General features: G+C 70.6%; 19 protein-coding genes. 10 read left to right on the top strand and 9 right to left on the bottom strand.

Features of this window, described 5'->3' with window-relative positions; all coding sequences use genetic code 11:
- Positions 1-7: 7 nt before the first annotated feature.
- Together G3I42_RS22590 and G3I42_RS22585 are read left to right on the top strand one after the other, a co-directional pair.
- The gene (locus G3I42_RS22590) at positions 8-631 is read left to right on the top strand and encodes a hypothetical protein (protein ID WP_164288706.1); all 624 of its coding nucleotides are present in this window, start codon (positions 8-10) and stop codon (positions 629-631) included.
- Between the two features lie 99 nt (positions 632-730).
- Complete coding sequence (locus G3I42_RS22585; RefSeq protein WP_164288704.1) at positions 731-1,390, top strand: hypothetical protein; 660 nt, start codon at positions 731-733, stop codon at positions 1,388-1,390.
- A gap of 217 nt (positions 1,391-1,607) precedes the next feature.
- Here the strand turns inward: G3I42_RS22585 and G3I42_RS22580 are convergent, their stop codons facing one another.
- Together G3I42_RS22580 and G3I42_RS22575 are read right to left on the bottom strand one after the other, a co-directional pair.
- On the bottom strand, positions 1,608-2,399 hold the full coding sequence (locus G3I42_RS22580; RefSeq protein WP_164288702.1) for a DUF6461 domain-containing protein: 792 nt from the start codon (positions 2,397-2,399) through the stop codon (positions 1,608-1,610).
- A 38-nt stretch (positions 2,400-2,437) separates the two neighbouring features.
- On the bottom strand, positions 2,438-2,935 hold the full coding sequence (locus G3I42_RS22575) for a GNAT family N-acetyltransferase (RefSeq protein WP_203607174.1): 498 nt from the start codon (positions 2,933-2,935) through the stop codon (positions 2,438-2,440).
- Positions 2,936-3,120: 185 nt separating this feature from the next.
- On the opposite strand from G3I42_RS22575, the gene G3I42_RS22570 reads away from it, so the two are divergent.
- Entirely contained in the window at positions 3,121-3,822 is a 702-nt protein-coding gene (locus tag G3I42_RS22570) for a PHB depolymerase family esterase (protein ID WP_164288734.1), read from the top strand.
- Between the two features lie 45 nt (positions 3,823-3,867).
- Here G3I42_RS22570 and G3I42_RS22565 read toward each other — a convergent pair whose 3' ends face one another.
- The 4 genes from G3I42_RS22565 to G3I42_RS22550 all read right to left on the bottom strand — a co-directional run bounded on the left by G3I42_RS22565 (position 3,868) and on the right by G3I42_RS22550 (position 5,533).
- Entirely contained in the window at positions 3,868-4,056 is a 189-nt protein-coding gene (locus G3I42_RS22565) for a DUF397 domain-containing protein (protein ID WP_164288700.1), read from the bottom strand.
- Between the two features lie 117 nt (positions 4,057-4,173).
- Positions 4,174-4,365, bottom strand: coding sequence for a DUF397 domain-containing protein (locus G3I42_RS22560; protein ID WP_164288698.1), 192 nt, complete (start codon positions 4,363-4,365; stop codon positions 4,174-4,176).
- 155 nt (positions 4,366-4,520) lie between these two features.
- Positions 4,521-4,715: a DUF397 domain-containing protein gene (locus G3I42_RS22555; protein ID WP_164288696.1), complete on the bottom strand. Its 195-nt coding sequence runs from the start codon at positions 4,713-4,715 to the stop codon at positions 4,521-4,523.
- On the bottom strand, positions 4,712-5,533 hold the full coding sequence (locus tag G3I42_RS22550; protein WP_164288694.1) for a helix-turn-helix transcriptional regulator: 822 nt from the start codon (positions 5,531-5,533) through the stop codon (positions 4,712-4,714). The genes G3I42_RS22555 and G3I42_RS22550 overlap by 4 nt, the downstream gene beginning before the upstream one ends.
- 122 nt (positions 5,534-5,655) lie before the next feature.
- Here G3I42_RS22550 and G3I42_RS22545 point away from each other — a divergent pair, with 122 nt between their 5' ends.
- A complete protein-coding gene (locus tag G3I42_RS22545; protein WP_164288692.1) occupies positions 5,656-5,850 on the top strand; it encodes a hypothetical protein in 195 nt (64 codons plus the stop codon).
- Entirely contained in the window at positions 5,847-7,127 is a 1,281-nt protein-coding gene (locus G3I42_RS22540; protein ID WP_343244631.1) for a peptide deformylase, read from the top strand. The genes G3I42_RS22545 and G3I42_RS22540 overlap by 4 nt, the downstream gene beginning before the upstream one ends.
- 26 nt (positions 7,128-7,153) lie before the next feature.
- On the opposite strand, the gene G3I42_RS22535 is transcribed toward G3I42_RS22540, so the two are convergent.
- Positions 7,154-7,555, bottom strand: coding sequence for a VOC family protein (locus G3I42_RS22535; RefSeq protein ID WP_343244630.1), 402 nt, complete (start codon positions 7,553-7,555; stop codon positions 7,154-7,156).
- Between the two features lie 63 nt (positions 7,556-7,618).
- Entirely contained in the window at positions 7,619-9,373 is a 1,755-nt protein-coding gene (locus G3I42_RS22530; protein WP_343244629.1) for a LamG-like jellyroll fold domain-containing protein, read from the bottom strand.
- A 608-nt stretch (positions 9,374-9,981) separates the two neighbouring features.
- On the opposite strand from G3I42_RS22530, the gene mfd reads away from it, so the two are divergent.
- Positions 9,982-13,518, top strand: coding sequence for a transcription-repair coupling factor (gene mfd, locus G3I42_RS22525; RefSeq protein ID WP_164288688.1), 3,537 nt, complete (start codon positions 9,982-9,984; stop codon positions 13,516-13,518).
- A 114-nt stretch (positions 13,519-13,632) separates the two neighbouring features.
- Here the strand turns inward: mfd and G3I42_RS22520 are convergent, their stop codons facing one another.
- Positions 13,633-14,067 carry a VOC family protein gene (locus G3I42_RS22520; protein ID WP_203607173.1) on the bottom strand — a complete coding sequence of 145 codons (435 nt, stop codon included), beginning with the start codon at positions 14,065-14,067 and terminating at the stop codon, positions 13,633-13,635.
- A gap of 187 nt (positions 14,068-14,254) precedes the next feature.
- Between G3I42_RS22520 and G3I42_RS22515 the strand changes: the two genes are divergently transcribed.
- The 4 genes from G3I42_RS22515 to G3I42_RS22500 all read left to right on the top strand — a co-directional run.
- A complete protein-coding gene (locus G3I42_RS22515) occupies positions 14,255-15,010 on the top strand; it encodes an HNH endonuclease family protein (RefSeq protein WP_164288686.1) in 756 nt (251 codons plus the stop codon).
- A gap of 144 nt (positions 15,011-15,154) precedes the next feature.
- On the top strand, positions 15,155-16,003 hold the full coding sequence (locus G3I42_RS22510; RefSeq protein ID WP_164288684.1) for a glycoside hydrolase domain-containing protein: 849 nt from the start codon (positions 15,155-15,157) through the stop codon (positions 16,001-16,003).
- A gap of 200 nt (positions 16,004-16,203) precedes the next feature.
- Positions 16,204-16,911 carry a SurA N-terminal domain-containing protein gene (locus G3I42_RS22505; RefSeq protein WP_203607172.1) on the top strand — a complete coding sequence of 236 codons (708 nt, stop codon included), beginning with the start codon at positions 16,204-16,206 and terminating at the stop codon, positions 16,909-16,911.
- A 33-nt stretch (positions 16,912-16,944) separates the two neighbouring features.
- Positions 16,945-17,890 (top strand): MazG family protein (locus tag G3I42_RS22500; RefSeq protein WP_164288682.1); only part of this gene is annotated, 946 nt, incomplete at its 3' end.

Below are 17,890 nucleotides of genomic sequence, written 5' to 3'. Positions count from 1 at the left end.
GGAAGCTGTGGAGGAAGCGCAATGCGATGCGGTGAGGCACTTCCTCCCCTATGCTGTGGTGCCAGTGGTAAGCGATGTGTTCGTGCGTGGTGTCCTGCCCGTCGTGCGGCCTGATCCCGTAGTACGGGTCGCAGTCAGCATTCACGGTGAGTATGACTTGTCCGCATACATCGCTTATGAAATTCCCATCAAGAAGAGCAAAGGCGTCCGATCCGCAGGTGAAATGCTAAGGATCGTGATGCGCCATGCGGCTGGCACCCAGTTTTACAGCAACAGTGAAGTGAGTTCGGCGCTCGGCATGACCGTGGTATCCCTTAGGGGGAGTGCTCTCCGGGCGGGTGAAGAATCCCACGAGGAGCGCGCCACCGAATTCCTGCAAGCCTTGGCGGAGCCCTATGTGGATGAACCGCCCAGCCCTGCCGTTCGGGGATTTCTCCTTATGGGACCTGAGACCTTGAGGATGTATGTCTCGGGCCGTGATGTGCGTGAAGTGATCGGTGCCGACGTGAAGGTCGGCAAACATATGACATCTCTCCTGGCAGCGCTTCCGTCGCTGGTTGAGGAACCAGAGCGCCAGCAGGACTCTGACGACCCACACTGCACCCGCGTGGTGGACCTTCTTGAGTGGTAACGCCGCAAGACGAGGGACGGGGGGCGAGAGGGCTTGACTGCATTGCAGCAACTAGGAAAGTCGACCCTTCGCCTCCTTGGCACCCCGGCTCCTGGACTTATGTGCTGGCTCGCGACAACGGCCGGCCCCGCAGGGGCCGAGTTCACCGTGTGCGTCGAGGGCGAGACCAGGCGGCATCTGGCGAAGGTACTGCACGACGATGATGCCCCCTGGGGATCGGTCTTCATTGCTGCGGTTTTCGCCAGAAACTCCTCTAGCGGCATCCTGCTTCTGCCCCTGGAGGTTTCGACGCCCAGGGCTCATTACGCCCATTATGTTGGCCCTGATGAGCTGCTCGACCCCGAACAGGATTGGCTTCTTGTAGTTCATGTGCCGGCGCTGAAGAAAACCTTCAGGGCGTGGTTCGTCGAGCAGGATGACGGAAATGCGGACCTTCGTTACCGGAGGGCTCCCGAAATTCTCCACACCGGAGATGAGGCGATTGTCTGGCATGGCGGGGTCATCCAGTCGAGCGCTGGCCTTTTCTGTGTGACAGGACTGCTTACGCAGGGAGAAACGCCGCCGAAGTGGCGTGACGTCGACAGTCCAATTGCTGCCAGCTTCCGCCAAGGTCAGGAAGTGCTGGCTGGTGACATTGGCCAACAGTTTCTCGACGGGCCAGACGGCAGGCTCGTTGCAATGGCCACGGCAGACCCCCGGGCATCCGAAATGCGCGTTTCGGTCTGGGGGGCAGACGCAACCTTCACGGTTCGTATGTGAATGAGAACGGTGAAGGTCCTCTCGGTGGCCTCGGCGGAAACCGCCACGTGGGAGGCCGTCCGCGTGCCGGCGGTGCTGGCCGGCCTGGCACTCGTACGTCGGTCGTTGTGGCTGGTGCGGAAGGACGCGGGGCGCGCGCGGGTCGGTAACTGACGGGTCGGCCGTGGCCGCTTGCCGCTTGCCGCTTGGCACGGGCTGCGGGCGACTCGTGCCGCTCTCACGGCAGTTGCGCGGGCCCGTTCGCCTGCCTTCGTGCGCGCTCCGAGGCCGCGGCGACCTCCTCGTACGTCCACTTCTTGTACAGGCGCTCGCCGTGCGCGTCGGTGATGTCGATGATCAGCTCGGACCACTCCTCGGCGGGCTGTTCGGGGACGAGTCCGAGCGTGTACGTGGCGTCGCCGAGAAGCGATTCGGTGAGGCGTACGCCCGTGAGGCGCTCGGCCAGGGCGAGGACGGCCGCCTTGCCGTCGACGTCCGGGGCGTCCTCGTCGTGCTCGCCTTCCGGCGTCAGCGGGAAGCCGACCTCGCGCAGCTCGGGGAGGAGCGCGTCGGGGGTGCTGCCGTCGCGCCAGAGGGCCCACTCGAAGACCGTGCGCAGCGCGCCGTCCTCGTACCACTGGAAGAGGTCGATGGGCTTGCCGCCGTTGGTCGAGTGCACGACGATCCGGCCGCCCAGCGACAACGCCTGGACGCACGCGTCCCCGAGCCCCAGGCCACCGTCGTAGCCGAGGACGAGTGTCCAGTCGCCGCCCGCGCCCTCAGTGCTGAAGGCGCCGACGACGTAGGACTCGTCCCACACGTCGTCGCTCTCGTCGCGGTGCGCGTTCTCCGCGTCGATCAGCCCGTCAGTGCCGTTCCCGCTGCCGCGCGGCTCCGCCTGCGCCGCGCGCAGCACCTCCTCCGGGGTCCGCCCCCGTATCAGCGTGAGCGTGTACCCCACCTCCTGCGCGTGCCGGAAGAACGGCGAGGTGCGAATCCAGGCGTAGTCGTGCGCGGTCACCGAGTTCATGCGGGCCAGTGTGGACGGCCCCTCCGACAACGCCGGTCTCAGCGCGGGTCGTCGAGCCGGAGGACCAGTTCGGTGACCGTGGCTCCGCGCCCGTCCGCGTACGAGTCCTCGCTGCCGATCCGTACGAACCCGTTGCGCTCCAGGACCCGCACCGAGCCCGGGTTGTCCGCGACGACCCGCGCGTGCACCGGCCGCGCCGTGACCTCCTTCAGCAGCGCGGCGACGGCGGCGGTCGCCACGCCTCGCCCCCACAGGTCCCTGCGGACCCAGTACGCCAGCTCGATGTCCTGCTCGATCGGGAACACGGCCGCGCTGCCCACCAGTTCGCCGGCCACCTCCACACCCCGGAACGTGATCGCCGGGTCCGCCAGGATCTTCCGGTGCTTCGCCACGAACGCCGCGCCGTCCCGGGTCTCCTCGCTGACGAACGCGGCGAGGCGCCGGGCCTCCTCGTCGAGCTGCATCTCGTACAGCAGGGGCAGGTCCCCCTCGCGCACGGGACGGAGTGACAGCGGCCCGGGCAGAGCCTTCGGCATCGTGGTGCCTCCCTGTGCGGGGGTGGACTCGGGCTCGCGATCATATGTCTGTGCGATCCGCGGTGCGGGTCGATCCGCGGGAGCCTTCCGCTCCGGACGTCCTCTTCCACCGTGCGGAGCGGCAGGATGGACCGGTCCCGGCCGGCCGACCCGGGCCGCCGGTTCACCCGATGGAGGTACATGTGATGCGGAAGTTGCGCAAGGTCGTCCCCGCCGCGCGTCGGCACGAGGTGGTCGAGGGCGAGGCCGCTCCGGCCGATGTGCTGTCGTACCTGCTCCACCTGCCGGAGGAGTACGACGCCGATCCGGCCCGTACGTGGCCGCTCGTGCTGTTCCTGCACGGCGCGGGCGAACGCGGCGTCGACCTGGAGGCGGTCACGAGCCACGGGATACCCAAACTGGCCGAGGGCGGGCGCGAGTTCCCCTTCGTCGTCGCCTCCCCGCAGTGTCCCGCGTCGAGTCAGTGGGTTCCCGAAGTCACCATGCTCGCGCGGTTGTTGGACGAGGTCGAGGCCGAGTACCGCATCGATCCCTCGCGTATCTACGTCACGGGCCTGAGCATGGGCGGCTACGCCACCTGGAGCCTCGCCGTCCGCTACCCCGAGCGCTTCGCCGCCGTCGCCCCCGTCTGCGGCGGCCTGTGGCTGCAAAGCCCCGATCCCATCCGTGACGTGCCCGTCTGGGCGTTTCACGGGGAAGAGGACGACGTCGTCCCGATCCGCCACTCCGAGGAGATCGTGACGGCCCTCGAAGCCCTCGGCGCCGACGTCCGTTTCACGCGCTACCCGGGCGTCGGCCACGACTCCTGGACCGCCACCTACGACGACCCCGCCCTCTACGACTGGCTCCTCTCCCACCGCCGCACCGACAAGGCGCCGGCGAGCTGACCGCAGCGGCGGCGCACGGCAGTTGGCCGCGCGGCCAGCGTCCGCTCAGGCCGTCCGTACGGAGTCCAGGAACCTTCCGAACGCCTCCCGCCCGAACGCGACCACGGGGCCTTCCCCGGCCCGCTTGCTGTCGCGTACGGGCACGGCCGCCTCTCCGAACGCGATCTCGACGCAATTGCCGTTGTCGGCGCCGCTGTAGCTGCTCTTGACCCACTCGCGTGTCTGGTTCGTCATGGGGTTGCTCCCTCGTCTCGCGTACGGGCTAGGAGCCTGCCCAGCCGGGCGTACCGCGAAGCCCGCCGGGCCCGGGGGCGGGCGCGGCGGGCTTCGGGTTCGCGTGGGGGTGGTGTCTCAGCGGTTGTTCGTGACGGAGCCGAGGAAGGCGGTGAATGCTTCGCGGCCGAACGCGATCACGGGGCTCTGCTCTGCCCGCTTGCTGTCGCGTACGGGTACGGCCGTCTCGCCGACCGCGATTTCGACGCAATTGCCGTTGTCCGCACCGCTGTAGCTGCTCTTGACCCACCTGCGCGTCTGGTTCGTCATCGGGGCGCTCCCTCGTCTCTCGTACGGGCCTGGAGCCTGCCCACCCGCACGCGAGGCGAAGCCCGCCGCGCTCCCTGGTCCGGGGAGCACGGCGGGCTTCGGGGTCGCGTGGAGGGGTTGCCACCGAGGGGGGGAAGTGGCAGTCACGCGACGTCTTAACGGTCCGTCGTCACGGACCCGAGGAAGGCGGCGAACGCCTCACGACCGAATTCAACCACGGGGCCGGACTCGGCACGCTTGCTGTCGCGGACGGGAATGACAGGCTCGCCGAACGCGATTTCGACGCAATCCCCGTTGTCGGCGCCGCTGTAGCTGCTCTTGGTCCACGTTCGAACGGAATTCTTCGTCATTCGTCTGCTCCTTGTTGCTTTGCCATGCTGCGGAGTAGGTCCAGCGAATCCTGGGCGGACGCCGCCGTCATGCGGAGATGATCACACACTGCGGCTGTCTTTGCGATTGCCTCGGGTGACTTATCCACTGAACCACCGCCGACCCATGATTCCGAGTAGACCACCTGTTGACCGTCCACGGTGAGGAGCGTGAACGGCAGATGCGCGGGTGGTGCGCCATCCCTCACCCGGAGGACCTGGATCGTGATGTTGGGGCGCTCGGCAAGGTCTGCGAGATAGGTGAGTTGCTCACCCATGACCTCGGCGCCGCCGACGCCCATCCGGAGCACTCCCTCTGTCACCACCATCCAAAGCCGAGGAGGATGGGCCCGGTTGAGGATCTCCTGCCGCTGGACTCGGAGTTCGACGCGCGCTCTGATCTCGTCCACCGTCTCCGTCGGGTGCCCCGCGCGGAAGACGGCTGCCGCGTATGACTCCGTCTGCACGAGCCCCACAAGCAGGCTCGGGCTGAAGTTCACTATCGCCGCCGCATCCTGCTCAAGATCCGCATACGGCTTGAACCAGTCCGGGTAGTCCTGGCGGAACAACTCGCCATGCAGCCGGACGTACACCCCACCGGTCTTCCCCGCCTTGTCCATCGCCCGCGCGAACTCCGGACTAGCCGGAACCTCGCCCCGTTCGACTTTCGAAACCAGCGGCTGTGAGAAGACCAGCAAATTGGCATATGCCGTTTGACTAAGCCCCAAATGCTGCCGCTGGCTCCGTACTTCTTCGGCGAAGGCGGCAATCGCCCTGCTTCGCCGAGAGGATTCGCTCACGCGTGCTAACTCCCCTCTCCTATCTGCGATTTGAATAATGCTCCCCCCGCAGGAATCGGGCTACCCCTGCCTTCATGGGGTTTTGGCTATGGAGTCCCGCCCTGGTGACGCACTGTAGAGGCATGAACACAGCCGCACAGTGTCGTTCCGGGCTTTCGGCCACGGACTGCCCCAGGTGTCTCGAACTGCTGCGCGAGGAGCGGGCCGCGCGTGCGCGGGGTGACTACTCGGCCGAGACGGACTGCCGCGTCCTGCGCAAACGGCACCCGCACAGGGCGGGCGCGGGGGCGGTGCGGGGCTCCGGGGGCGGGCGGTGACGGTGGTGGACGGCCGTCCGGAGCGGCCCGTGGGGCGGGCCGTGCGGGGCTTCGCCGTATGGGCCAGGGGCGGGGACGCGCGCGGGGCGTGGCTGCTCGCTGCGGGGGAGGTGCGGGACGCGGGGGAGTGCGGGGCGTGGCTGCGGGCGACGGCGTTGCGGCTCGCGGTGCGGCTCGACCCGGGACCGCGTACGCGGTGGGCGCCGCGCGGCCTCGTACGGCCGACGTACGCGCCGGGACCGGACGCGCCGACGGCGTTGCGGGAGTGGGCGGAGGACGGGGGACGGCAGACGGCGGTGGCCGAACTGCTGGCGGGCGGGGGGTCGTTCGGGGCGCGGTTCCCGGACGTGGGTGGTGCGTGGTTGGAGCTGGCCGCCGTGCCGGTGCCCGTACCGGCCGAAGCGAGTGAACGGAAACCTGGAGCCCCGATGAGTGACATGACCCTGCCCGGCCCGGCCCTGGCGCCCGCGCGGTGCGACGCGGAGACGGACGTACCGCACTTGATGCGGATCTTCGCGAAGCGGCTGAGTATCCACACGCTGGGCGGGGAACCGGCGAGCCGGACGCGGTGCGCGCTGGAGGCGCACGAGGGCGTCGAACACATGGGGAAGGTGCGGGAGTTGAGGGAGGGGGCGGTGTGGGTGACGTTCACGCGCGAAATGCCGCCGTACCAGGCGAGGTTGCTGCCGCCGTGCGGGCGCGGGGAGCGGTGCGGGCTGTACGACGGGCATCCGGGCCGGTGCGTCGTGGAGGAACCGGCGTCGCCGGGGGCGGAACGGATGCGGGAGGCGGGGGTGTTGCTGGAGGGTGCGCCGGAACTGGCGGTGACGGCGCGGCCGTTCGACCTGCCGGGGGAGAGGGAGGAGGCGATGAGGACGGTGCGGGCGATCGAGGCGACGCTCGATCGCGTGTTGCGGGCGTTCGCGTTCCCGGAGGGGGTGGGGCTGTCGGCGCCGCAGATCGGCGTGCCGCGCGCGGCGGCGCTGGTGCAGCCGCCGTGGGGCGCCCCGGCGGTGGTCCTGCTGAACCCCCGTGTCACGGGGGCCTCGGCCGAGACGGACGAGAGCTACGAGACGTGCCCGAGCCGGCCCGCCGCCCGTACCCCGGTCCGCCGCCCCCGCGAGATCACGGTGGAGACCACGACCCTGACCGGCCACCCCCTCACGGCGACCTACACCCCGCCCCTCTCCCGCCTGATCCACCACGAGATCACCCACCTGGAGGGCGAGGCCCGGCCGCCCCGTCTCCCGGTACGGACGAGCCGTCCGGGAGCGTGAGGGCGGCTGGACGCTGGACGACGGGGCTACTTGGCGATCTCCCAGATGTGCCCACCCGGGTCCCGGAAGCTGGCCGTGCGAATCCCCCAGGGCCGGTCGACGGGCCCGTTGAGCAACGTGACGCCGCGCGCCTTCAGCTCCTGGCACATGGCGTCCACGTCGTCGACGGGCAGCGTGAGCTGGAGCCGCGACCCGGACTCGGGCGCGGCGACGCGCGCGGGCCCGATCAGCGCGGGGGCCTCGGTGTCCCGCAGCAGATTGATGAGGGTGTTCCCGAACTCGAAGACAGCCGAGTTCCCGTCCTCGAAGGCCACGGGCAGCCCGAAGACCTCCCGGTAGAACCGCTTCGTGGCACCGAGATCGCCGACGAACAGCGTGATGGCGCTAATGCCCTTGGTCCAGGGTGAGTTACCCGTCGTATCTGTCACCCGTAGAGAATCCACGACGGGACGGACCGCGTCCAGGGAAACACCGTCCGAGGGCCTGCCCGCTCACCCTCGGTGTCCGCCCTCCCGGTCGTCGGCCGTCAGGAACTCGCCCTGCGACAGGGGCCGGTTCACGATCCGGATCTCACCGATGCCGCCGTGGAAGACGACGTCGATCGCGCCGTCGTACTCGTGGCCGCCCACCAGCCACGGCAGTCCCAGCGAGGTGAGGCCGTGCGACAGCCGCCGCGGGTCGTCGGCGACCGGGGAGCCCTCGACGTACAGCCTCGTGCGGCGGCCGTCGTTGACCACCGCGACGTGCCACCACCGCAGCTCCGCCAGGCCGTGGCTCCAGTTGGTGGTCGGGTAGGTGTTGTTCAACGCGTAGTGGTTGAACTGCACTTCGCGGCCGTTGTTGGTGATGGCCAACTGGGCCAGGGGCTCGTTCGGGTCGGTGTTCTCACCGTGCTTGCCGGCGTTCTTGGCGGCACCCCGGCGGCTGAGCACCGACGCGTTGCCGTTCCTCCCGGCGTCCCAGTCCAGCGGCATCCGCACGAACGTCTCGATCGTGTACCCGCCCTTGAAAGTCTCCCTGTTCAGGGGGGCTCCGGCCGCCGTGGTGAGGTACGAGCCGTTGACCGGGCTCCTGCCGCCGGAGAACGTCAGGCTGGCGTGCGCCGGCTGGTCCGGGTGGTGGTCGTCGGACCAGGTCAGCGCGTCGGCGGCCGTGCCGGGCACGGTCACCACCGACAGGTCGTTGCCCTTGCCGGAGAGGTCGCGGATCTTCTGGCCCTCCTTGAGCGCGGTGCCCGGTGCGCCCTGTCCGTCGAAGCGCCAGTACGCCACCGTGCCCTTGATCAGCTGTGTGCCCGCAGGGCGCGCGGGGCGGACCGGGACGGGGATGAAGCCGGAGAAGCGCTTCTCGAAGTCGATCGGGACCGAGAAGTTGTCGACCGGGCCCGTGACGCGCGCGTGCTGCGCCGCCAGCTTGCTGCGGGACTCCGGCCTCTGCGCCAGAATCCACGGGTTGATCGTCTCGACGTCGATCGTGTCGCGGGCCAGATCGAAGTGGTACAGGCGGATCATGCCGCCGCCGCCGAAGAAGCGGTTCTGGTAGTTGGCGATGTGCAGGTGCACGTCATTGCCGTGCGCGTTCTTCCTCGTCGTACGGCCGGACGGCCAGTAGTGGCCGTTGAGGGTCAGGAAGATCTGGTCGTTGTCCGCGATCAGCTTGTCCCAGACGGTCTGCCCGTACGCGGAGAGCGTGGCGTTGTTCTCCGGGTCCCCCGACTCGTAGGGAAAGACGTTGTCGTCGTATTCCGGGGCGACGATGTCGTGCGCCGTGAGGATCACCGGCATCCCGGGGTGCGCCTTGATGATCCCGTCGGCCCACGCGAAGCCCTGCTCGGTGGTCCGCCAGTCCAGGGCCAGCACCAGCCAGGAGCGTCCCGCGGCCCGGAACACGTGTGCCGTGTTGTAGCCCGTCCGGTCCGCGCCGACGAAGGACTTCGCGCGCGTGAACCGCCGGGGGCCGACCGTCCGCAGATACGGGGTGTCCCCCCGCGTGTCGTCCCCGGTCACGTCGTGGTTCCCGGCCACCACGCTGTACGCGGCACCCTTCGCGTCCAGGATGCCGAAGGCCCTGTCGACCTGCTCGAACGAGGACGCGTCGGCGTCCTGCGTCAGATCACCCAGGTGCGACATGAACACGATGTTGTCGGTGCCACCGCTGTTCCTCACGATGTAGCGGAACGACTCCTCCTGCGGCGTCCGGTTCACGCTGTCCTGGCTGCCCCAGTACAGGAACTGGGTGTCCGGCATGACGGCGAAGGTGAACTGGAGGGAGTCGGGATCAGGGTTCCATCTGTCCGAGTGGCCCCCCGTGGAGGCGCCGGACACGGCGGAGGCGCCGGCGGCGTACGCGGGTGCTCCACCGAGCGTCAACGCCCCGGCTCCCGCCGCCGCCACACCCGCACTCGCCAGTGCCGTGCTGCGCAGAAAGCCTCGCCGGCTGTGGCCCGCCAATTCCTGCGACGTTCCCTCACCATCACCGTGAACGCACATGCGTCAGGGTCCTTTCCAAGAGGATGACTCACACCACGTCGACGCTACGGAGAAGGCGCCCGACCTGGGCAGACGCGAGATGTCGATCAGCGATCAGCTGTCTGTCCATAAGCGAACACGCGCGTCGGACCCGGAGGCGGGGGAGCCCGGGGGCCACCGGCCCCCGCCGGAAGTCGTCACCCGCCCCGGCCCATCCCCCCACGGAGGGTGACCGCGCCGCCCGTCCGTCGCTCTCGCGTCGTACGCTGGAAGACCCCCGGCCCGTATCCCGTGCCGGTCTTTCGGGCTGCCCCGGAGCCGTTGTTCCCGGGCCACGTACACCCCCCGGGCCACGCTCGGACCCCGGCCAAGGACGGATGGCATTCATGAGTCTGCACGGTCTTCTCGACGCGGTCCTCGACGACCCGGCGCTCGCCGAGGCGGTCAAGGCCGCGGGCGACGGGCACCGCACCCAGGCGGATGTCGTCGGGCCGCCCGCCGCGCGGCCCTTCGTCGTGGCCGCGCTCGCGCGCGAGGCGCGCCGTACCGTCCTCGCCGTCACCGCGACCGGCCGCGAGGCCGAGGACCTGGCCGCCGCGCTCCGTACGCTCATCCCCGCCGAGGGCGTCGTCGAGTTCCCCTCCTGGGAGACGCTGCCGCACGAGCGGCTCTCGCCCCGTTCCGACACCGTGGGCCGCCGCCTCGCCGTGCTGCGCCGCCTCGCGCACCCCGACGCGGACGACCCCGAGGCCGGGCCCGTCTCCGTCGTCGTCGCGCCGATCCGCTCCGTGCTCCAGCCGCAGGTCAAGGGGCTCGGCGACCTGGAGCCCGTCGCGCTCAGGCAGGGGCAGAGCGTCGACCTCCAGGAGATCGTCGAAGCGCTCGCCGCCGCCGCGTACGCGCGCGTGGAGCTGGTCGAGAAGCGCGGCGAGTTCGCCGTGCGCGGCGGCATCCTCGACGTCTTCCCGCCCACCGAGGAACACCCGCTGCGCGTGGAGTTCTGGGGCGACGAGGTCGAGGAGGTCCGTTACTTCAAGGTCGCCGACCAGCGGTCCCTGGAGATCGCCGAGCACGGCCTGTGGGCCCCGCCCTGCCGCGAACTCCTCCTCACCGACGAGGTGCGCCGCCGCGCCGCCGTGCTCGCCGAGGAACACCCCGAGCTGCACGAACTGCTCGGCAAGATCGCCGAGGGCATCGCCGTCGAGGGCATGGAATCGCTCGCGCCCGTCCTCGTGGACGACATGGAACTGCTGCTCGACGTCATGCCCGCGCGCTCGCTCACCCTCGTGTGCGACCCCGAGCGCGTCCGTACCCGCGCCGCCGACCTCGTCGCGACGAGCCAGGAGTTCCTGCAAGCCTCCTGGGCCGCGTCCGCGACCGGCGGCGAGGCCCCCATCGACGTCGGCGCCGCCTCGCTGTGGTCGCTCGCCGACGTACGCGAGCACGCCGTGCACGACCTCGGCACGCCGTGGTGGTCCGTCTCGCCGTTCGCCGTGGACGAGGAACTGGACGGCGACACGATCAGCCTCGCGATGCACGCGCCCGAGACCTACCGCGGCGACACCGCGCGCGCCCTCGCCGACACGAAGCGCTGGGTCAGCGAGGGCTGGCGCACGGTGTACGTCACGGAGGCCCAGGGCCCCGCGTCCCGTACCGCCGAAGTCCTCGGCACCGAGGGCATCCCGGCCCGCCTCGACCCCGACCTCGGCGCGATCTCGCCCGCCGTCGTGCACGTCTCCTGCGGCTCCATCGACCACGGCTTCATCGACCCGGCGCGCAAGCTCGCCGTCCTCACCGAGACGGACCTCTCCGGGCAGAAGGCGGCGGGCAAGGAAGGCGCCCGGATGCCGGTGCGCCGCCGCAAGTCCATCGACCCGCTCACCCTGGAGACCGGCGACTACATCGTCCACGAGCAGCACGGCGTGGGCCGCTACATCGAGATGGTCCAGCGCACGGTGCAGGGCGCGACGCGCGAATACCTCGTCGTCGAGTACGCGCCAGCCAAGCGCGGCCAGCCCGGCGACCGCCTCTACATCCCGACCGACCAGCTCGAACAGATCACGAAGTACGTGGGCGGCGAGGCCCCCACGCTGCACCGGCTCGGCGGCGCCGACTGGACGAAGACGAAGGCGCGCGCCAAGAAGGCCGTCAAGGAGATCGCCGCCGACCTCATCAAGCTCTACTCCGCGCGCATGGCCGCCCCCGGCCACGCCTTCGGGCCCGACACGCCGTGGCAGCGCGAACTGGAGGACGCCTTCCCGTACGCGGAGACGCCCGACCAGCTCACCACGATCAGCGAGGTCAAGTCCGACATGGAGAAGACGGTCCCGATGGACCGCCTGATCTGCGGCGACGTCGGCTACGGCAAGACGGAGATCGCGGTACGGGCCGCCTTCAAGGCCGTCCAGGAGGGCAAGCAGGTCGCCGTCCTCGTGCCGACGACGCTGCTCGTGCAGCAGCACTTCTCGACGTTCTCGGAGCGGTACGCGCAGTTCCCCGTCACGATCCGCGCCCTCTCCCGCTTCCAGACCGACACCGAGTCGAAGGCGACGCTGGAGGGGCTGCGGGACGGGTCCGTCGACCTCGTCATCGGCACGCACCGGCTCTTCTCGTCCGAGACGAAGTTCAAGGACCTCGGGCTCGTCATCGTCGACGAGGAGCAGCGCTTCGGCGTCGAGCACAAGGAGCAGCTGAAGAAGCTCCGCGCGAACGTCGACGTCCTGACGATGTCCGCGACGCCGATCCCGCGCACCCTGGAGATGGCCGTCACCGGCATCCGCGAGATGTCCACCATCACCACCCCGCCCGAGGAGCGGCACCCCGTCCTCACCTTCGTCGGTCCCTACGACGAGAAGCAGATCGGCGCCGCGATCCGCCGCGAACTCCTGCGCGAGGGCCAGGTGTTCTACATCCACAACCGCGTCGACTCGATCGACCGGGCGGCGGCACGGCTGCGCGCCGTCGTGCCCGAGGCGCGCATCGCGACCGCGCACGGGCAGATGAGCGAACAGGCCCTGGAACAAGTGGTCGTGGACTTCTGGGAGAAGAAGTTCGACGTGCTCGTCTCCACGACGATCGTGGAGTCCGGCATCGACATCTCGAACGCCAACACCCTGATCGTGGAGCGCGGCGACAACTTCGGGCTGTCCCAGCTCCACCAGTTGCGCGGCCGGGTCGGGCGCGGGCGCGAGCGCGGGTACGCGTACTTCCTCTACCCGCCGGAGAAGCCGCTCACCGAGACCGCGCACGAACGACTCGCGACGATCGCGCAGCACACCGAGATGGGCGCGGGCATGTACGTCGCGATGAAGGACCTGGAGATCCGCGGCGCGGGCAACCTGCTCGGCGGCGAGCAGTCCGGGCACATCGCGGGCGTCGGCTTCGACCTGTACGTACGGATGGTCGGCGAGGCCGTCGCCGACTACCGGGCGCAGCTCGACGGGACGGCCGAGGAGGAGCTGCCGCCCGAGGTCAAGATCGAACTCCCGGTGGACGCGCACGTCCCCCACGAGTACGCGCCGGGCGAGCGCCTCCGCCTCCAGGCGTACCGCGCGATCGCCGCGGCCACCTCCGAGGAGGACATCACGGCGGTACGGGAGGAGCTGACCGACCGGTACGGGCCGCTGCCCGAGCCCGTCGAGAACCTGCTGCTCGTCGCCGGGCTGCGGCTGCTCGCGCGGGCGTGCGGGGTCGGTGAGATCGTCCTCCAGGGCAACAACGTGCGCTTCGCGCCGCTGCCCGAGCTGCGCGAGTCGCAGGAGCTGCGGCTCAACCGGCTCTACCCGGGCACGGTGCTCAAGGCGGCGCAGCAGTCGGCGCTCGTGCCGCGGCCGAAGACGGCGAAGATCGGCGGGAAGCCGCTGGCGAACAGGGAACTGCTGGCGTGGGTGGGGGAGTTCCTGACGTCGATCGTGGGGTCGTAGGGGGCGTAGGGGCGAGGGAGGGCGGGGCGGGTTCGCGGTACGGGGCGCGTGTCCCGTACCGGCGCCCGTCCGCCCCGCCCGCCCGTCGCCCGTCCGCCCGCCGTCCGCCCCGCCTCAGCCGATCTGCTCGGCCAGCGCCACGATGATGCCCGCCGGGCCGCGCAGGTAGCACAGGCGGTAGCTGTCCTCGTACCGGGCCACCTGACCGAGGAGTTCGGCGCCGTGCGGGCGCAGGCGCTCAAGCGTCGCGTCGAGGTCGTCCACGGCGAACATCATGCGGTGCAGGCCGAGGGTATTGGGCGCGGGCGGCCCGGCCTCGATCGCCGCCGGGTGGTGGTACGCGGTCAGCTCCACCTTGCTGCGGCCGTCCGGGGTCCGCATCATCGCGATGGCGCTGCGGACGCCGTCGAGCCCCACGGTGTGGTCCGCGAAAAGCCCCTCGATCTCCGCCTCGCCCTCCAGTTCGAGGCCGAGCGCGAGGAAGTAGGCGACAGCCGCGGCGAGATCGTCGACGACGACGGCGACGTTGTCCATCCGTTGCACAGTCATGGAGGCGACCTTAAGCGGGGCGGCGGTACGGGCGGGGGCGGGGACACGGGGTCCCGTGACGTGGCGTCATGGCCGCCGGGTTCCCGTACGCCCCGGGCGTACGCCACCCCGCCGGGCATCCCGGCACCGGGCCCGGGTACACAGAGGGGGCGGCCGGAGGGACCGGCGGCGGGCGAGGGGTGGCGAGATGCGGTACGGGGTGCGGCGGGGCGCGAGTGGCGTGGTGGGCGCGGTGGCGCTGGGCGGGCTGCTGCTCGGCGCGGCGGGGTGCAAGGACGTCGAGGTGTCGGACGCCGGCGAGGGCGGCGGCTCCGCGAGCGCGCCCGCGCGGGGCGCGGAGGGCTCGGCGCTCAAGGCCGTGGACGGGCTCACGGTCAAGGGCCGCGCTCCGAAGACCGGTTACGACCGCGACAAGTTCGGCACCGCGTGGGCCGACACGGACTCCAACCACTGCGACACCCGCAACGATGTCCTCAAGCGTGACCTGAAGGACGTGAAGTTCAAGACGGGGGACTGCGTCATCGCCAGCGGCGTCCTCAACGACGACCCGTACTCCGGCGACGACGTCCGCTTCACGCGCGGCGCGAGCAAGATAGACATCGACCACCTCGTCTCCCTCTCCGACGCCTGGCAGAAGGGCGCGTCGAAGTGGGAGCCCAGCAAGCGCATCGCCCTCGCCAACGACCCCCTCAACCTCCTCGCGGTGAGCGCGGGCCCCAACCGCAGCAAGGGCGACGGCGACACGGCGACGTGGCTCCCGGCCAACAAGGGCTACCGCTGCACGTACGTGGCGGGCCAGGTCGCGGTGAAGGCGAAGTACGGCCTGTGGGTCACGTCCGCCGAGAAGGCCGCGATGAAGAAGGTCCTCACCACCTGCCCCGACCAGAAACTCCCCGAGGGCACAGCCCCGACGAAGGCCCCGGCCCGGTTCCGGGCGAGGTGAGGCCGGGGGCGGTGCCGGGCCCGTACCCGTAGGCACTCCCCGCCCCGGCCCCCCACCCCACGACACGCCCGCCGCGCCGCGCGATATCTTGCGATGCTCGCGTTGCGGGTGATCTCGTCAGGTACGTCAAGGGTGGGGAAAAAGATGGCCAAGTCCGGGCAGCAGGGCGGTAGTCACAGACGGTCGAAGCGGGGGCGGTGGATCGCGCTCGGGACGAGTGCGGCCGTTGTCGCGGGGGTGGGGGTCTTCGCGGCGACGCAGGCGGGGGCCAGTACGGTGTGGCCCGCGCAGAAGACGTTCAAGGGGCGCGCCTTCGACACGTGCACCGCGCCGTCGAGCGCCGCGATGAAGGCGTGGCACACCGGGTTCTACGGGGCCGCCGCCGTCTACATCGGCGGCAAGAACCGCGGGTGCGCGCAGCCGCAGCTCACCGCCTCGTGGGTCAAGACCGTGAGCAAGCAGGGCTGGAAGCTCGTCCCGCTGTACGTGGGCGCGCAGCCCCCGTGCCAGAAGAGCGCCAACCCCGAGAAGATGACGACGTCCAACGCGGCCTCGCTCGGCGCGAAGGACGGCGCCGACGCGGTCGCCAAGGCCGCCGCGCTCGGCATGAAGAAGGGGAGCCCGATCTTCCTCGACATGGAGCCGTACGACACGAAGAACGCCTCCTGCGCCAAGGCGGTCCTCTCCTACACGCGCGCCTTCACCAAGACCCTGCGCGGCAAGATCTACCGCGGCGGCTTCTACGGCTTCAGCAGCTCCAGCGCCGCCGCGATCGCCACCGCGAAGGACCGCACCGACCTCCCCGGCAACCTCTGGTACGCCAAGTGGGACAAGGTCAACACCACGACGAGCGACTGGCCCTGGTCCAAGAGCCTCTACACGGACCACAGCCGCGGCCATCAGTACATGGTCAACAGCAAGGAGAAGCGCGGCAGTTACACCATCACGGTGGACCGCAGCGCCTGGGACGGCCCGGTCGCGATCACCGGCTGACGGCAGGGGGCGCCGCCCGGCGGGCGGCGCCCCGTACCCCTCCCGCCCCCGCAGCTCCCCCGTACCGCCCCGAAGACCCCCGTACCGCCTCCCCCTCCCGACTCGTTGCTCCAAGGTGGTGGCCCTCCGCCCGGCCACCTCCTACGATCGACCCCGGACTTTGTGCATCGACGCACAAACTGCTCGCAGGGAGGCCCACCTTGCACCGCCGCTCCACCGCATACGCCCTGTCCGCCCTCGCCCTCGCCGCCGCGCCGCTGCTCAGCGCCTGCGGCAGCACCCCGCACCCGGGCGCCGCCGCCGTCGTGGGCAGCACCCGGATCACCGAGGCGCAGCTACAGCACCGCGTCGGCGAACTCCACGACGCCGTACGGGAACTCAGCTCCGACGCGCAGACCTCTGAGCGCATCATCTCGGGCAGCGGCAGCCTCGCCCGGCCGACCCTCCAGGGCATGGTGCGCGACCGCGTCGTCGCCCGCGCCGCCGACGACCACGGCGTCACCGTCAGCCGCGCCGAGGTGCAGAGCGCCCGCGCGCAGCTCACCCAGCAGGCGGGCGGCGAGCAGGGCCTCAAGGTCGAATGGCTCACCCGTTACGGCGTCCCGCCGTCCCGCCTCGACGACGCCCTGCGCGAGAACATCGCCGAGCAGAAGCTGTACGAGGCACTGGGCGCCGACCCGTCGAGCCCCGACGGCAAGGCGACCGTCGACAAGACGCTCGCCGCGACCGCGAAGAAGCTCAAGGTCGACGTCAACCCGCGCTACGGCACCTGGGACGCCGCCAAGGCCACCCGCGCCGACGCGCACCCCGCGTGGCTGCGCGAGGTGAGCCGTGCCCCGGCCGGTGAGGCGGCGGGCGCCGACGCGGGTGCCGCCGACGGCACCGGCGCAGAAACGGGGCAGGGCTGACGGAGGACGCGGCCCCGCCTGGGTTACGTTGCCGTGGTGAACGAAACCAGCCACGGAAACGGCCCGGAAGACCGCCCCGACAGCCCCGGGAACAGCAGGGGCACCGGTCGCATCGTCCTGCTGACCACGAGTCACCGGGTCGCGCCGGGGCTGCTGTCCTGGCGCGCCTGGCAGACCCTGCGCGGCGCGGCCCGCGTGCTGTGCGCGGACCCGGAGCACCCCCAGCTCCCGTACCTGCGTGAGGCCGGGGTCGCGGTCGAGACCGTGGTCCCGGCCGCCGAGGAACTCGTCGCGGCCTGCGCGGACGGCTCCACGGTCGTCGTCGTGGCGGGCGAGGGCGCCGACGAGCACAAGCTCACCGACCGCCTCGCCGCGCTCGCGGGCTCCGGGCGGCACGCCATGCCCGAGCTGGAGCTGCTGCCCGCCTCGTACGACCTGCCCGGCGCCCGCCTCATCGACCTCGTGCAGGTCATGGACCAGATCCGCCTCGACTGCCCCTGGTCGAGCCGCCAGACCCACGAAGGTCTCGCGAAGTACGCGCTCGAAGAGGTCTACGAGCTGGTCGAGGCGATCGAGGACGGGGACCGGCACGAGCTGCGCGAGGAACTGGGGGACGTCCTGCTCCAGGTCGTCTTCCACTCCCGTATCGCCGAGGACGACACCGAGGACCCCTTCTCCGTCGACGACGTCGCGGGCGCGCTCGTCGAGAAGCTGATCCGCCGCCACCCGCACATCTTCGGCGACGAAAGCGTCGAGACGCCCGAGACCCCCGAAGAGGTCCGCACGCTGTGGCTCGCCGCGAAGGCCGACGAGAAGCAGCGCGCCTCCGTCACCGAGGGCATCCCCCTCGCGCAGCCCGCCCTCTCCCTCGCCGCGAAGCTCGCCGCGCGCGCCCGTACGGCCGGGCTCCCCGTCCCCGTGCCCGAGCCCGGCGCCGACTGGGGCCCCGCCCTCCTCGCCCTCGCGGCCCGCGCCGACG

Source organism: Streptomyces sp. SID11385, assembly GCF_010548245.1.
Classification (GTDB): domain Bacteria; phylum Actinomycetota; class Actinomycetes; order Streptomycetales; family Streptomycetaceae; genus Streptomyces.
This window is presented reverse-complemented; position numbering and strand designations above follow the sequence as displayed.

Bases quoted from the DNA above. Each gene is read 5' to 3' on its own strand.
- G3I42_RS22585 (WP_164288704.1), top strand. From the start codon at position 731: ATGTGCTGGCTCGCGACAACGGCCGGCCCCGCAGGGGCCGAGTTCACC.
- G3I42_RS22580 (WP_164288702.1), bottom strand. From the start codon at position 2,399: ATGAACTCGGTGACCGCGCACGACTACGCCTGGATTCGCACCTCGCCG.
- G3I42_RS22575 (WP_203607174.1), bottom strand. From the start codon at position 2,935: ATGCCGAAGGCTCTGCCCGGGCCGCTGTCACTCCGTCCCGTGCGCGAG.
- G3I42_RS22570 (WP_164288734.1), top strand. From the start codon at position 3,121: ATGCGGAAGTTGCGCAAGGTCGTCCCCGCCGCGCGTCGGCACGAGGTG.
- G3I42_RS22565 (WP_164288700.1), bottom strand. From the start codon at position 4,056: ATGACGAACCAGACACGCGAGTGGGTCAAGAGCAGCTACAGCGGCGCC.
- G3I42_RS22560 (WP_164288698.1), bottom strand. From the start codon at position 4,365: ATGACGAACCAGACGCGCAGGTGGGTCAAGAGCAGCTACAGCGGTGCG.
- G3I42_RS22555 (WP_164288696.1), bottom strand. From the start codon at position 4,715: ATGACGAAGAATTCCGTTCGAACGTGGACCAAGAGCAGCTACAGCGGC.
- G3I42_RS22545 (WP_164288692.1), top strand. From the start codon at position 5,656: ATGAACACAGCCGCACAGTGTCGTTCCGGGCTTTCGGCCACGGACTGC.
- G3I42_RS22530 (WP_343244629.1), bottom strand. From the start codon at position 9,373: ATGCCGGACACCCAGTTCCTGTACTGGGGCAGCCAGGACAGCGTGAAC.
- mfd (WP_164288688.1), top strand. From the start codon at position 9,982: ATGAGTCTGCACGGTCTTCTCGACGCGGTCCTCGACGACCCGGCGCTC.
- G3I42_RS22520 (WP_203607173.1), bottom strand. From the start codon at position 14,067: ATGACTGTGCAACGGATGGACAACGTCGCCGTCGTCGTCGACGATCTC.
- G3I42_RS22515 (WP_164288686.1), top strand. From the start codon at position 14,255: ATGCGGTACGGGGTGCGGCGGGGCGCGAGTGGCGTGGTGGGCGCGGTG.
- G3I42_RS22510 (WP_164288684.1), top strand. From the start codon at position 15,155: ATGGCCAAGTCCGGGCAGCAGGGCGGTAGTCACAGACGGTCGAAGCGG.